Here is a 12,467-nt window from a genome sequence, read left to right as displayed (position 1 = left end):
GGCTTCGAATGTAACCATTATGAGTCTTAGGGATAAGGCGAAAAGTCTGAGAATGCACAAAGTTATATGAGCTCAACACCTGTAGAACGTGAATATTTCCTCGACTCGATCCGGGCATGGCTGATGCTGTTGGGGATCCCCTTTCACATTTCACTGATTTACTCCAGCCACACCTGGCATGTGAATAGCCAGATGCCCTCCTGGTGGCTCACGCTGTTTAATGACTTTATCCATGCCTTTCGTATGCAGGTGTTTTTTGTCATATCCGGCTATTTCTCCTACATGCTGTTCTTACGCTACCCGGTAAAACGCTGGTGGAAAGTGCGCGTGGAGCGTGTGGGCATTCCGATGTTGACCGCCATTCCCCTGCTGACGTTGCCGCAGTTTATTATGTTGCAGTACGTCAAAGGCAAGGCGGAGAACTGGCCAAATCTGACGCTGTATGAAAAGTACAATACCCTGGTCTGGGAACTGGTGTCTCACCTGTGGTTCCTGCTGGTCCTGGTGGTGCTCACCACGGTCAGCCTGGTCATTTTCAGCCGCCTGCGCCATCGCCTGAGTACCCAGGCCGATACCTTCTTCGCCAACATTACGCTGGGTAAACTGTCTCTGCTCTTTTTGCTGCTGGGGATCGCCTATGCGGCCGTGAGACGCACGCTGTTTATCGTGTATCCGCCGATACTGAGTGACGGGCTGTTCAATTTCGTCGTGATGCAGTCGCTGTTTTACATCCCCTTCTTTTTAGCCGGTGCGCTGGCATTTATTCATCCCAAACTTAAATCGCTGTTTACCACCCCGTCGCCATGGTGCGCCCTGGGTGCCGCTATCGCGTTTGCGGCCTATCTGTTAAATCAGCGCTATGGCAGCGGCGATGGCTGGATGTATGAAACAGAAAGCGTGATCACCATGCTGCTGGGCCTGTGGATGGTGAATGTGGTCTTCGCGCTGGGACACCGCTTGCTGAACTTTAAGTCCAGCCGCGTAACCTACTTCGTCAATGCTTCACTGTTTATTTACCTGGTGCACCACCCGCTGACGCTGTTCTTCGGCGCTTATATCACGCCACATATTGCGTCCAACACGCTGGGTTTCTTTACCGGACTGGTCTTTGTGATTGGGATTGCCATCGTGCTCTATGAAATCCATCTGCGGATCCCGCTCCTGCGTTTCCTCTTTTCAGGAAAACCGCAGGCTAAAGCCTCATAAACAAACGCGGCGCACTCAGTGCGCCGCGTTTGTTTTAGCTCTCTACGTCCTGTCCACGCTGCGTGAGAAGCCGCTGATAAAGGTGCGTGGTTTCTTCGTCGAAACAGACAAAAATCACCTTCTCAGGCATCGGCTTGAGGGAGAGGTATCGGTAAACGGTCTCTACCGCGATCGTGGCAGCGGCAGGTTTTGGATATCCGTATACCCCAGTGCTGATAGCCGGAAAAGCCATCGTCTTATAGCCGTTATCCGCTGCCAGGCGCAGGCAGTTGCGGTACGCCTCCTCCAGAAGACTCGCCTCATGCCGATCGCCGCCATGCCATACAGGCCCCACAGCGTGAATCACCGCTTTGGCAGGAAGATCTCCCGCGAGGGTAATCACCGCATGACCCGGAGGACATTCACCCTGCTGCTGACGCACAGCTTTACAGGCCTCAAGGAGCTGCGGTCCTGCAGCCCGGTGGATTGCGCCGTCAACACCGCCCCCGCCCATCAGTGATGGATTGGCCGCATTAACGATCACGTCGACGTGCATCGTCGTAATATCGCCATGAATGACTTCAATTTGCGGTTTCATACGTACCCTCTGCTACCCGCCTTTTTCTTAAGTGTATCGCAGAGGAGGTATGGATAAAAAACTATCGGGGAAAAACCTCTTCCGCCGGGGAGCGGAAGAGCGAGAATTAACGATACTGAATTTGAACAACCGCGAGCGTTTTTTCGGGATTAAGGTACTTCATGCTGAGAGTTGCGAGGCTGGAATCGTTGACCTGACCGTTAAGTACATCTTCATAGCTGACCCTGCGCGTTTGCATCCGATTATTATCCGGGCATGTCATTGCAAACGCGTCATGATGCGGTGTGACCACGCAGGGGTCTGCGACAATAGCGCCGCGAAAATGAATCACACCACCGTCGACAATCGTGGCTGAAAAAGCGGGAGTAATAAATGCAGAGAGGATCAAACCTAAACCATAAACCCGTCGGGCTAAATATTTGGTCACTATATGTACTCCTCAATGAAAGTCGTCCTTGAGGGGTAAACGCGCTCCGTTAGGGGAAACAAAGCATCACGTTATGGAACAGCACTGCACAGTTCCTGATAACAGCATAGCTCAACCGCGCACGCCCGCCATATCCACAACGTCTTGATTTCATAATCATTAGAGCGCACTTCCCGCCGGGGACCATTGCTGTGATAAATGAAGCGATTTCCCGTCAGAGACAGTGACAGTAATGTTCACCTTGTCTCCGGAATCTATATTTAAACTCAGCCGCATTAAATCAATCGTCTGATTAGCGGGAATAAAAAGTGTGTTTTGTTGCCGTGAAGAACTTTCCCCCCCCTGCCCCTGTCGCAAAGAGACAATCTGCACCTGACATTCACACGGTTCCGTCAGAATAACCTGCGGAATAATGGTGGTCATATTTCCCTGTTGCGACGTTTTAAACGTGATCTGACTGGAAAGCGCCGCGAGGAGAATTAAGGTATTCATGATGAACTCCCGAAAAAAAACAGGGCAAATGCCCTGTTTTTTGTAGCACAGACTGGAAATTAATACTGATGTGCAGTCGCGTGGTTGCCAAAACCAACCTGCTGAACAGTCACAGTGGATCCGGATGCGGTTTGATCAACAGCAGCACCGTTGCCACCACCGTACTGGCTAACGTTCATCACCGAGTGGTTACCATTCCACTGGTCAAGCGTTGCGCTGTTACCGAAACCATTCTGAGTCAGACTAATTGAGCTGTCATCAGAGCCCTGGCCAACGTCAGCACCGTTACCGCCGCCACTCTGATTAATGGTCAGTGTGGAATTTCTCGCACTGGTTTGCAAAGCGAGAGCCGAGTTACCGCCACCGTACTGGTAAATGCTCAGCGTTGAATTTGGACCACTGTCATGACCACCATGGCCATGCCCGTTACCCCAACCGCCTTGATTAATACTACCGGCCATAGCACTACCAGAAACTACGATTGCTGCAATTGCTGCCACTTTGATAAATTTCATGGTAAACCCCCATCGGATTGATTAAAGTCGCCGCTAAATAACTAACGCTGAATAACGCGAATCGCCATTTGCGACTGTCTCTGCACTACAACTGCGGTTTTCTGCGTACCGTACTGCGTAATATTTGCTCTATTACCCGACCCTTTTTGGATAATTTTCGCACTATTACCATACCCATCTTGCGTAATACCTGCATCATTCGCGCTACCGCTCTGATCGATCCAGGCAATATTATAAGTCCCTGATTGATCAACTCTCGCTCTGTTGCCTGCTCCATCCTGAGAAACAATGGACAATAATTTTGACCCGTCCTGGCGAACCTGAGCATCATTTAACATGCCCTGCTGACCAATAATGGCTGCCTGATTTAATGATGAACGACTTAATTCATTAACCGTGAAGTTATATTCAGCGTTAGCCAAATCTGAATCAGCCGCGATTACAAATCCAGGCGCACCCAGTAATGTAAACATCATAAATAACGATGTATTTTTCATGTTGTCACCCTGGACCTGGCTATTTGATAACGCCATAACCTTGTTACTGTGACTTCGTGTTAGAACGACTCGTAATTTGTTAACGCGTCGTTACGGTGATGAGTATGTCTGCCGAAACATTTTAAATATCTCACCCGCGTGGCTTATTTTTATTTATCACGTCACCTCAAAGTAGTAATTCCATGCAAAAAAACGTTATAGACCGGGGTTCTTATTTTTCTATTAAGCCTTTCTTAATAATCGATTGTGCAGCGGGACGAGAGGGGTAAAGCCCCCATGCAACGGACGCTAAACGAAACGCCAGGAGGACATTTTACACAACACGTGACACGAGACCTGTTTTCTTAAGACGCAGCATCGTTCATTCCAGGACTTAGAAAATCTCTGTGACTCATACCTCTTTACAGGAAGAAATAAATAATTAATATTCATAAAAATCAAACAATTATTAATATTTGTATGATTTTTAAAATCTGTGCAGGGTTATTTACATGTACAACTTTCTTATCATTCCACAACATTTAAAAGAGTCCATTCTCACAAATTAATATTGATTTTTACATCCTGTTACACGTTTAACACTTGCTTTAAAGTTAGTAATAGCTAGATTGAAATCAGATGTACGAAATTTGTTTTATATTTACCTCCTGCTGGAGGTTATGGTTTTTTTCTTCACACAGCAGTGCAACATCTGTCAGTACTTCTGGGGTCCTCTTTTTTATCTGGAGGACCGCTGTCAGGTGTCATAAAAAAGTGGGGTTTCATCATGTATAATGAAGTCCAAAGTTTACATGGTCATACGTTACTGTTGATCACAAAACCTTCGTTGCAAGCGACCGCTTTATTACAACATTTAAAGCATTCGCTGTCTCTGCACGGGAAATTACATAATATTCAACGTTCTTTTGATGATATTGCACCTGGCAGTATCATTCTGATTGATATGATGGAAGCGGATAAAAAGCTTATCCATTACTGGCAAGATAATTTAAGCAGGAAAAACAATAATATCCGCGTGTTATTATTGAATACCCCTGATGAGTATCCCTTCAGAGATATTGAAAGCTGGCCGCATATCAATGGTGTGTTCTATATCACGGAAGAAGAAGATCGGCTGGTCGAAGGTCTGCAGGGTATATTGCGCGGCGAGTGTTATTTTTCGCAAAAACTTGCCAGCTACCTCATCACGCACTCCGGAAATTACCGCTATAACAGTTCAGAGTCAGCGCTGCTAACGCACCGTGAGAAAGAGATCCTGAACAAATTGCGCATTGGTGCTTCAAATATTGAAATCGCCCGTTCGTTATTTATCAGCGAAAATACGGTAAAGACGCACCTTTATAATCTTTTCAAGAAGATAGCTGTTAAGAACCGAACTCAGGCTGTTTCATGGGCAAACGATAACCTCAGGCGTTAATCAAATGAAACGCACGTTGAGTTGGATCGCCGCAGCGAGTTTTATGCTCGCTGCCGGGAACGTACGGGCCGTCGAGGTCGAAGTTCCCGGATTGTTAACAGACCACACTGTCTCCTCGGTCGGGCACAATTTTTATCGTGCATTCAGTGACAAATGGGATAGTACATTTACTGGAAATATAACAATCAACGAGCGACCCAGTGCACGATGGGGAAGTTGGATAACAATAACGGCTAATCAGGACGTTATTTATCAAACATTTTTATTCCCCACGAAAATAGACTTCGATAAAAACGTAGCCTTAGCACTGGCTCAATCAGAAGATGCTATTAATCGCCTGCAAATTGATAAAGCGCTATTAAGCACCAGCGATTTAGCAAAAGACGAATTCTAGCGAACCTATATCCGGAGGCTGTCATGCGTATTGCATATGCAGTTGTTTCGATAATGCTAATAACCCCTATAAGCTGGGCCGGAAATATGACGTTCCAGTTCCGTAACCCTAACTTTGGCGGTAATCCCAATAATGGGGCGTTTCTGTTGAACGAAGCCCAGGCGCAAAACTCCTATAAGGATCCCAGCTTTAAGGATTTTAGCGTCGATACCCCATCGGCACTGGACAACTTCACGCAGGCTATCCAGTCGCAGATTTTGGGAGGGTTGCTGACCAACATTAATACCGGCAAACCCGGCCGAATGGTGACCAACGACTTCATTGTCGACATCGCCAACAAGGACGGACAACTCCAGTTGAACGTTACCGATCGAAAAACCGGGAAAACCTCCACCATTCAGGTTTCCGGTCTACAAAGTGATTCAACGAACTTTTAAACAACAACGAAATAAGGACAACGATCATGCAGCGCTTCCTGATATTTGTTGCAGTGTGCTTATTGAGCGGTTGTTTAACTGCTCCACCTAAAGAAGCTGCAAAACCAACATTAATGCCTCGGGCTCAAAGCTATCGTGATTTAACACATTTACCTGCGCCGACCGGTAAAATATTTGTCTCGGTTTACAACATTCAGGATGAAACGGGACAATTTAAACCTTATCCGGCAAGTAACTTCTCTACGGCAGTGCCACAGAGCGCCACCGCCATGCTGGTGACCGCCCTGAAAGATTCGCACTGGTTTATTCCTCTGGAACGTCAGGGTCTGCAGAACCTGTTAAATGAACGGAAAATTATTCGCGCTGCGCAGGAAAATGGCACCGTTGCGAATAATAACCGCATGCCGCTGGAATCACTGGCTGCGGCGAACGTCATGATCGAGGGATCGATTATCGGTTATGAAAGCAACGTTAAATCGGGTGGTGTGGGCGCGCGTTACTTTGGTATCGGTGCTGATACGCAATATCAGCTCGACCAAATCGCCGTAAACCTGCGTGTCGTCAACGTCAGCACGGGCGAAGTGCTCTCTTCGGTAACGACCAGCAAAACCATTCTTTCTTATGAAGTGCAGGCCGGGGTTTTCCGCTTCATCGATTACCAGCGTTTGCTGGAGGGTGAAATCGGGTATACCTCTAACGAACCGGTCATGATGTGTCTGATGTCAGCCATAGAAACCGGGGTAATCTTCCTGATTAATGATGGTATCGATCGTGGATTGTGGGACCTGCAGAACAAAGCAGAGGCGCAAAACCCGATACTGGTTAAATACCGCGATATGTCAGTGCCTCCGGAATCCTGACAGGAAGCGCATAAAAAAGGCGAGATCATCATCTCGCCTTTTTTTATTCGCTTACCGCACTGATGTTTTGCGCTTTATCCCGTCTGGCGGCCAGCCAGAGGCCGCTGTTCTTCATGGCATAGCCAAACACCAACCCCAGCATTAGCGAGGGAAGCACCAGCGCCCAGTCCCCCTGTCCTGCAAACGTCGCGCATGCGCCCATAAAGGTACCGGGTACAAACGACAGCAGCATATGCTTTGCCTGGATACACATCAAAAACGCGACTACGCCGGTCATGATATAGCCCAGGATCTCCAGATGCGGGGCCAACGCGCTGCCCTTCATAATCACGAGTGCCCAGATAACACCGCTCATCAGGGTACAGCCAGAGATAAAAAGCCCTTTTACGCCGCCCTGAGGGCAGGCAAAGTAGGCCGTACAGCCCAGAAACCCGGCCCAGCTGAGCAACCCGAGAGAGACCGCCACCCATCCCCATAGTCCGGAGAGAATGCCTGTCGTGAATGCGATACACAGTAATATGTTCATGGCGCGCATCTTAGCAGAAGCGCGCCATGGAAATGAGATCAGATGCACATTCCGTGCAAGATGAAATGTATGGTTGCAGAATTTATGTGATCTAAATCACTCTTCATCCTCTTCTTCCAGCTCATCCCACATTGCCGCAATGGCGTCGCGGGTCAGCGGAGCCAGCGTTCTCCAGAACGGCGAGGTCGCATGTGCTTCAACTTTGCCGAGGAAAGTACCGCACCACGGCAGCAGATACGCTTCGAAGAGCGTTTCGATAGCCTCGTTCTCATCATCAGCGGCGTGATCTTCAATCCAGGACGCAGCCAGCAACAGCGTTCCGATATGGTCCGCAGGGGTATCTGTCAGCGGCATTCCGCGTTCAGAGAGAAACGCGCGCACTTCCGCTTCCGTCGCCCCTTCCTGCCAGGCTGAACGGTACGGCGAAACGCGGCATTCGTCGCCAATAAACAGTGCGTTGTAATCCGTTGAAATCTGCTGCATATCGCAACTTTTTTGCAGACGCTCCAGCAACTCATCCTGTTCCAGCGGCCAGTTTTGCGCCAGTTTCCCTTCACGAATCAGGGTAAAGAGTGGAACCAGCAGCGGGTCTTGCGGCTGACGATAGAACAGCGTACCCAGCACGCGGCAAAGGATGGAAAACTCATTCATTTTTTTATTCCATTACACAATTAAAGATCGGCAAATTCATCAATCGGATCCATTCCGCGTGACTCGAGGAAATCAAGCATGCGGCGTGGGGTAACGTTAAGGATCCTGTCTTCCGGGAAATCCACGTCATTCAGTATTTTCAGGCATTCACTAAAATCACCCAGCGTAAACGCGGTATGGGAATCGGAACCCAGCGCCACCATGCCGCCGGCATCCCGTACTGCAGCTGCCACGGCGCGACAGTTTGCTTCACTGCCCTTGCGCGAGTGAACAAAAGAAGAGTTATTGATCTCCAGCGCCACGCGGTGTTTCGCTGCCGCCTGGGCAACAGCCTCGATATCAATCGGGTATTTAGGATTACCCGGATGAGAAATAATGTGCACGTTGCCGCTGGCTATGGCAGCAATCATCGCTCGGGTGTTCGTCTCTTTATCCTGCGGCGCGAAAACCGGCTCGTGGAAACCGGCAAGGATCAGATCCAGAGAGGTCAGCATCGGTCCGGTACAGTCGATTTCACCGTCTGTATTTTTAATGTTTGCCTCGATACCGCGCAGTATCCCAATACCGTCCACCAGACGTGGCCAGATCCGCATATTCACAAAATGCCAGTAGTGCGGCGCATCTGCCATGTCCGGGCCGTGATCGGTAATCGCAAAAAGCGTAATGCCCTTGCGTTTCGCTTGCGCGATATAATCATGGAGGTTGCTATACGCGTGGGTACTGGCGACGGTGTGCATATGCAGGTCAACGGGATACATCTTTCTCTCCTCTGCGGTTTTTCCAAAGGATAGCAGTTATCTGCAGCGAATATTAGCAAAAACCCGGCTAACGCCGGGTTTCACTCAGTAGCCGCGCTGTCTGTCGACCTGTCCGGTTACCGGATGGCCCTGCTCCATCTCACTGATGGTGTGGGTAATATAGGCCACAGCTTCCGCCGGACGCGTGACCGCTGCAATGTGCGGCGTCATCGCCACACGCGGATGTGCCCACAGCGGGCTTTCGGCCGGTAACGGCTCGCGGCTGTACACATCCAGCATCGCCCCTTTCAGTTTTCCGCTGTTCAGCGCCTGCAGCAGATCGGACTCAATAAGGTGTACCCCGCGCGCCAGGTTCATTACATAACTCTGGTCAGCCAGTTGATTTAGCAGTGCACCATTGATAATCCCCACCGTTTCGGCCGTATTTGGCAGCAGGTTGATGAGCACGCGCGTACCGTTCAGGAACGCAGGAAGCTCATCAGCGCCGGCAAAACTTTCTACGCCCGGATAATCCTTGCGGCTACGGCTCCAGCAGCGCAGTGGGAAGCCCCACGGGGCAAGTGCTTCAGCGACTTTTGAGCCGAGCACGCCAGCCCCGAGGATACCAATGGTAAAATCTTCGCGCTGATAATCCGGCAGCGGTTCCCAGTGGGATTGCTGTTTTAGTGCCTGATAGTCGTCGAAGCGGCGGAACCAGTGCAGCACCTGGCTGACAGCATACTCCTGCATTTGCTGGCCCATGCCGGTATCTTCCAGACGGAAAAGAGGGATCTCTTCCGGCAGCATTTCAGGGTGTGCTTTCAGTTTGCTCAGAATCGAATCCACGCCGGCGCCCAGTGCAAAAACGGCCTTCAGTTTACGGCCCTGGAGCATTTCTACCGGCGGATGCCAGACCAGCGCGTAGTCAGCATGTTCGTTATCACCACGTTTCCACTCCCGCACGCGCGCCCCGGGCAACGCCGCCGAAAGTGCCTTAATCCAGTAAGCAGTATCAAAAGTGGGGTGATAGAAGATTATATCCATAGTCATTCCTGCCTTTTATTGCGCTGTTTTGTGTTCATTTTCAACTGGATTGCCAGCATAACAAATTTTTACCGCCACCGCGTTGTTGATAAAAAAGGCGCTTTCAGCACATTTAAAAGCCATGTTGACTGAAGTTTGTCTAAATGCACTGATTTACTGAAAAAGTGAGTTGACGCCAGTTCGGCTTTTCCTTACATTAGCGCCCGTCCCGGCAACAACAGGATGACAATATGGTGAGGTGTCCGAGTGGCTGAAGGAGCACGCCTGGAAAGTGTGTATACGGCAACGTATCGGGGGTTCGAATCCCCCCCTCACCGCCATATTCAAGATAAGAGCTCGTACGAAAGTACGGGCTTTTTTCTTTTATATTCCCCGGACAGGGGGGATGAGAATCCCCGACCGGGATTCGACAACGGGCGACAGCCAGTTGGACAGACTGAGCGCGCAGCGAACAGGCTGCCCGCAGGGCGAGCGAAGCGAGTCAATCCCCCCCTCACCGCCATATTTAAGATAAGAGCTCGTACGAAAGTACGGGCTTTTTTCTTTTATATCCTCCGGACAGGGGGGATGAGAATCCCCGACCGGGGTTCGACAACGGGCGAAAGCCAGTTGGACAGACTGAGCGCGCAGCGAACAGGCTGCCCGCAGGGCGAGCGAAGCGAGTCAATCCCCCCCTCACCGCCATATTCAAGATGAGAGCTCGTACGAAAGTACGGGCTTTTTTCTTTTATATTCCCCGTCCATGCAGCATGAGGCCTTGTGTGGTGTAAGATCCTCACCCTCGCTCCAGGGGAGAGGGAAAGATTAATCTTCCACCATCCGCGCATACTCTTCGGTAAGAAAATCCACCAGTGCCCTGACAGACGGGAGTAACCCGCGTCTTGAAGGATACACAGCATGAATCACCTCACGTCGTGGCTCCCAGGCATCAAGTACGCGAATGAGGTCCCCTGACGCAAGCTGATTTTTCACCATCAATATGGGCAACTGCACCACGCCGATACCCGCTATAGCCGCTTCACGCAGCGCCAGCATATCGGTAGTGATCAGGCGAGGATGGTAATGGATTTCCGCCTTCGCCCCTTCGGGTCCACTCAGTTCCCATTTATGGATGTGTTTACCCTCGTTCGTGCTTAATCCAGGCCAGGCACTGAGTTCAGAGGGCACCAACGGTTTACCCATCCGCTGTATCAACGCCGGTCCGGCGACCAGACAATGTCCCCGGTCAGCCAGTACCCTTAACACCAGATCGCTGTCATCGAACGGACGCGGGCGCACGCGAATCGCGACATCAATCCCCTCCCCCACCAGGTCTACCCGCCGGTTGGTTGCCTCAAGCTGCAGCGCGATCCCTGGATAGCACGCCATAAATCTCGCCAGCATCGGGCCAACATGGACATGCAACAATGTTATCGGGCAGGTGATCCTGACAATACCGCGCGGCTCAGCCTGTAACGCGGCCACCGCCTCCTCAGCAGCTTCTGCTTCCACCATCATCGCTTTACAGTGCTGATAGAAGGTCTGGCCAACTTCTGTCACCGTAAACTGCCGCGTTGTGCGATGTATTAACCGCACGCCAAGCCGCTCTTCCAGCTGAGCTATCCGGCGGCTTAGCCGGGACTTCGGCAAATCGAGCGCACGCCCCGCTGCAGCAAAACCACCGTAGTCGACCACCTTCACAAACCAGACGAAGTCATTGAGATCCTGCATAAATCCTCATCGTTCTATTTTCAGAACAGTGAATGCCATTTTCACTATCTACCGGGATATTAACGCTGAATATAAGCTAATTACATCAACAACGCTTCAGGAGTTCATCATGAAAAACGTAACAGGCGTGTATACCGCTCCCCGTCAACACTGGGTTGGTGATGGTTTCCCGGTACGTTCAATGTTTTCTTACCAGACGCACGGCGAACCGCTCAGCCCGTTTTTACTGCTGGACTATGCCGGGCCATACACCTTCCCGGCGGATGGGGCAAAGCGCGGCGTCGGCGAGCATCCGCACCGGGGTTTCGAAACGGTCACCCTCGTCTATTCCGGCGAAGTTGAACATCGCGATTCCACCGGCAGAGGCGGCGTAATAGGCCCCGGGGACGTGCAATGGATGACGGCGGGCGCTGGCATTTTGCACGAGGAGTTCCACTCCAGCGCGTTCGCGCAGAAAGGCGGTGAACTGAAAATGATGCAGCTATGGGTCAACCTGCCTGCCAAAGACAAAATGGCGACGCCGGGCTACCAGAGCATCACTAAGGCGGATATCCCTGTGGTCACGCTGCCGGATAACAGCGGCTCGCTGCGGGTTATCGCAGGTCGCTACGAGGATGTTGCTGGCCCCGCGCACACCTTTTCGCCGCTAAACGTCTGGGACATCGCGCTCAATCAGGGTAGCCATCTCACGCTCAGTCAGCCGGAGGGCTGGAGCACGGCGCTGGTTGTGATGGAAGGCACCATTACGGTGAACGGAACAGCCCAGGCAGGCGAGGCACAGCTGGTTGTATTAAGCCAGCAAGGCGACACACTCCATCTGGAAGCGAGCCTCGATGCCAAAGTCCTGCTGATGGCCGGCGAACCGCTGAATGAACCCATCGTGGGCTATGGGCCGTTTGTGATGAACAGTAAAACCGAAATCGCGGAAGCCATTCGTGATTTCAACTCCGGCCGCTTCGGCCAGATCTGATGGTAAT

General features: G+C 50.8%; 16 protein-coding genes, 1 tRNA gene and 1 other RNA gene. 8 read left to right on the top strand and 10 right to left on the bottom strand.

Annotated features, from left to right (window positions below; all coding sequences use genetic code 11):
* Window positions 1-66 precede the first annotated feature (66 nt).
* Window positions 67-1,206: a glucans biosynthesis protein MdoC gene (gene mdoC, locus QMG44_RS04505; RefSeq protein ID WP_014169528.1), complete on the top strand. Its 1,140-nt coding sequence runs from the start codon at window positions 67-69 to the stop codon at window positions 1,204-1,206.
* A 34-nt stretch (window positions 1,207-1,240) separates the two neighbouring features.
* Here the strand turns inward: mdoC and ymdB are convergent, their stop codons facing one another.
* The 5 genes from ymdB to csgB all read right to left on the bottom strand — a co-directional run bounded on the left by ymdB (window position 1,241) and on the right by csgB (window position 3,714).
* Window positions 1,241-1,783 carry an O-acetyl-ADP-ribose deacetylase gene (ymdB, locus tag QMG44_RS04500; RefSeq protein WP_086532696.1) on the bottom strand — a complete coding sequence of 181 codons (543 nt, stop codon included), beginning with the start codon at window positions 1,781-1,783 and terminating at the stop codon, window positions 1,241-1,243.
* A 106-nt stretch (window positions 1,784-1,889) separates the two neighbouring features.
* On the bottom strand, window positions 1,890-2,210 hold the full coding sequence (locus QMG44_RS04495; RefSeq protein WP_014169526.1) for a hypothetical protein: 321 nt from the start codon (window positions 2,208-2,210) through the stop codon (window positions 1,890-1,892).
* A gap of 159 nt (window positions 2,211-2,369) precedes the next feature.
* The gene (gene csgC / locus QMG44_RS04490) at window positions 2,370-2,702 is read right to left on the bottom strand and encodes a curli assembly chaperone CsgC (protein WP_086532697.1); all 333 of its coding nucleotides are present in this window, start codon (window positions 2,700-2,702) and stop codon (window positions 2,370-2,372) included.
* A 59-nt stretch (window positions 2,703-2,761) separates the two neighbouring features.
* Entirely contained in the window at window positions 2,762-3,217 is a 456-nt protein-coding gene (gene csgA, locus QMG44_RS04485) for a curli major subunit CsgA (RefSeq protein ID WP_014169524.1), read from the bottom strand.
* A 41-nt stretch (window positions 3,218-3,258) separates the two neighbouring features.
* A complete protein-coding gene (csgB, locus tag QMG44_RS04480) occupies window positions 3,259-3,714 on the bottom strand; it encodes a curli minor subunit CsgB (RefSeq protein WP_020884698.1) in 456 nt (151 codons plus the stop codon).
* Window positions 3,715-4,480: 766 nt separating this feature from the next.
* Here csgB and csgD point away from each other — a divergent pair.
* The 4 genes from csgD to csgG are packed head-to-tail and all read left to right on the top strand — an operon-like array spanning window position 4,481 to window position 6,822.
* Window positions 4,481-5,131: a biofilm master transcriptional regulator CsgD gene (gene csgD / locus QMG44_RS04475; RefSeq protein WP_044867555.1), complete on the top strand. Its 651-nt coding sequence runs from the start codon at window positions 4,481-4,483 to the stop codon at window positions 5,129-5,131.
* 4 nt (window positions 5,132-5,135) lie between these two features.
* Entirely contained in the window at window positions 5,136-5,525 is a 390-nt protein-coding gene (gene csgE / locus QMG44_RS04470) for a curli production assembly/transport protein CsgE (RefSeq protein WP_020884700.1), read from the top strand.
* Between the two features lie 23 nt (window positions 5,526-5,548).
* A complete protein-coding gene (csgF, locus tag QMG44_RS04465; RefSeq protein WP_020884701.1) occupies window positions 5,549-5,962 on the top strand; it encodes a curli production assembly/transport protein CsgF in 414 nt (137 codons plus the stop codon).
* A gap of 26 nt (window positions 5,963-5,988) precedes the next feature.
* On the top strand, window positions 5,989-6,822 hold the full coding sequence (csgG, locus tag QMG44_RS04460; RefSeq protein WP_014169519.1) for a curli production assembly/transport protein CsgG: 834 nt from the start codon (window positions 5,989-5,991) through the stop codon (window positions 6,820-6,822).
* A gap of 43 nt (window positions 6,823-6,865) precedes the next feature.
* On the opposite strand, the gene QMG44_RS04455 is transcribed toward csgG, so the two are convergent.
* The 4 genes from QMG44_RS04455 to ghrA form a co-directional block, all read right to left on the bottom strand.
* On the bottom strand, window positions 6,866-7,348 hold the full coding sequence (locus QMG44_RS04455) for a DUF1097 domain-containing protein (protein ID WP_074147008.1): 483 nt from the start codon (window positions 7,346-7,348) through the stop codon (window positions 6,866-6,868).
* A gap of 96 nt (window positions 7,349-7,444) precedes the next feature.
* The gene (locus QMG44_RS04450) at window positions 7,445-7,999 is read right to left on the bottom strand and encodes a molecular chaperone (RefSeq protein ID WP_020884703.1); all 555 of its coding nucleotides are present in this window, start codon (window positions 7,997-7,999) and stop codon (window positions 7,445-7,447) included.
* Window positions 8,000-8,019: 20 nt separating this feature from the next.
* Complete coding sequence (locus QMG44_RS04445; RefSeq protein ID WP_014169516.1) at window positions 8,020-8,757, bottom strand: phosphatase; 738 nt, start codon at window positions 8,755-8,757, stop codon at window positions 8,020-8,022.
* 84 nt (window positions 8,758-8,841) lie between these two features.
* The gene (gene ghrA / locus QMG44_RS04440) at window positions 8,842-9,780 is read right to left on the bottom strand and encodes a glyoxylate/hydroxypyruvate reductase GhrA (protein ID WP_063934350.1); all 939 of its coding nucleotides are present in this window, start codon (window positions 9,778-9,780) and stop codon (window positions 8,842-8,844) included.
* 232 nt (window positions 9,781-10,012) lie between these two features.
* Here ghrA and QMG44_RS04435 point away from each other — a divergent pair.
* Window positions 10,013-10,100: transfer RNA gene (locus QMG44_RS04435), tRNA-Ser, on the top strand.
* Between the two features lie 226 nt (window positions 10,101-10,326).
* Window positions 10,327-10,464: non-coding RNA, RtT sRNA (locus tag QMG44_RS04430), on the top strand.
* A gap of 120 nt (window positions 10,465-10,584) precedes the next feature.
* On the opposite strand, the gene QMG44_RS04425 is transcribed toward QMG44_RS04430, so the two are convergent.
* Window positions 10,585-11,490: a LysR family transcriptional regulator gene (locus QMG44_RS04425; protein WP_086532698.1), complete on the bottom strand. Its 906-nt coding sequence runs from the start codon at window positions 11,488-11,490 to the stop codon at window positions 10,585-10,587.
* Between the two features lie 109 nt (window positions 11,491-11,599).
* Between QMG44_RS04425 and QMG44_RS04420 the strand changes: the two genes are divergently transcribed.
* Window positions 11,600-12,460: a pirin family protein gene (locus tag QMG44_RS04420; RefSeq protein ID WP_020884706.1), complete on the top strand. Its 861-nt coding sequence runs from the start codon at window positions 11,600-11,602 to the stop codon at window positions 12,458-12,460.
* The last annotated feature ends 7 nt before the right edge of the window (window positions 12,461-12,467 follow it).

Source organism: Enterobacter sp. 200527-13, assembly GCF_027924865.1.
Lineage (GTDB): Bacteria > Pseudomonadota > Gammaproteobacteria > Enterobacterales > Enterobacteriaceae > Enterobacter > Enterobacter ludwigii.
Note: the sequence above shows the minus strand (reverse complement) of the source record. Positions and strands in the feature narration are given on the sequence as shown.

Excerpts from the sequence above, each read along its gene's own strand:
- csgB (WP_020884698.1), bottom strand. The coding sequence starts at position 3,714 with ATGAAAAATACATCGTTATTTATGATGTTTACATTACTGGGTGCGCCT.
- csgA (WP_014169524.1), bottom strand. The coding sequence starts at position 3,217 with ATGAAATTTATCAAAGTGGCAGCAATTGCAGCAATCGTAGTTTCTGGT.
- QMG44_RS04445 (WP_014169516.1), bottom strand. The coding sequence starts at position 8,757 with ATGTATCCCGTTGACCTGCATATGCACACCGTCGCCAGTACCCACGCG.
- csgE (WP_020884700.1), top strand. The coding sequence starts at position 5,136 with ATGAAACGCACGTTGAGTTGGATCGCCGCAGCGAGTTTTATGCTCGCT.
- ymdB (WP_086532696.1), bottom strand. The coding sequence starts at position 1,783 with ATGAAACCGCAAATTGAAGTCATTCATGGCGATATTACGACGATGCAC.
- QMG44_RS04425 (WP_086532698.1), bottom strand. The coding sequence starts at position 11,490 with ATGCAGGATCTCAATGACTTCGTCTGGTTTGTGAAGGTGGTCGACTAC.
- QMG44_RS04450 (WP_020884703.1), bottom strand. The coding sequence starts at position 7,999 with ATGAATGAGTTTTCCATCCTTTGCCGCGTGCTGGGTACGCTGTTCTAT.
- csgC (WP_086532697.1), bottom strand. The coding sequence starts at position 2,702 with ATGAATACCTTAATTCTCCTCGCGGCGCTTTCCAGTCAGATCACGTTT.
- mdoC (WP_014169528.1), top strand. The coding sequence starts at position 67 with ATGAGCTCAACACCTGTAGAACGTGAATATTTCCTCGACTCGATCCGG.
- QMG44_RS04455 (WP_074147008.1), bottom strand. The coding sequence starts at position 7,348 with ATGAACATATTACTGTGTATCGCATTCACGACAGGCATTCTCTCCGGA.
- csgF (WP_020884701.1), top strand. The coding sequence starts at position 5,549 with ATGCGTATTGCATATGCAGTTGTTTCGATAATGCTAATAACCCCTATA.
- ghrA (WP_063934350.1), bottom strand. The coding sequence starts at position 9,780 with ATGGATATAATCTTCTATCACCCCACTTTTGATACTGCTTACTGGATT.
- QMG44_RS04420 (WP_020884706.1), top strand. The coding sequence starts at position 11,600 with ATGAAAAACGTAACAGGCGTGTATACCGCTCCCCGTCAACACTGGGTT.
- csgG (WP_014169519.1), top strand. The coding sequence starts at position 5,989 with ATGCAGCGCTTCCTGATATTTGTTGCAGTGTGCTTATTGAGCGGTTGT.
- csgD (WP_044867555.1), top strand. The coding sequence starts at position 4,481 with ATGTATAATGAAGTCCAAAGTTTACATGGTCATACGTTACTGTTGATC.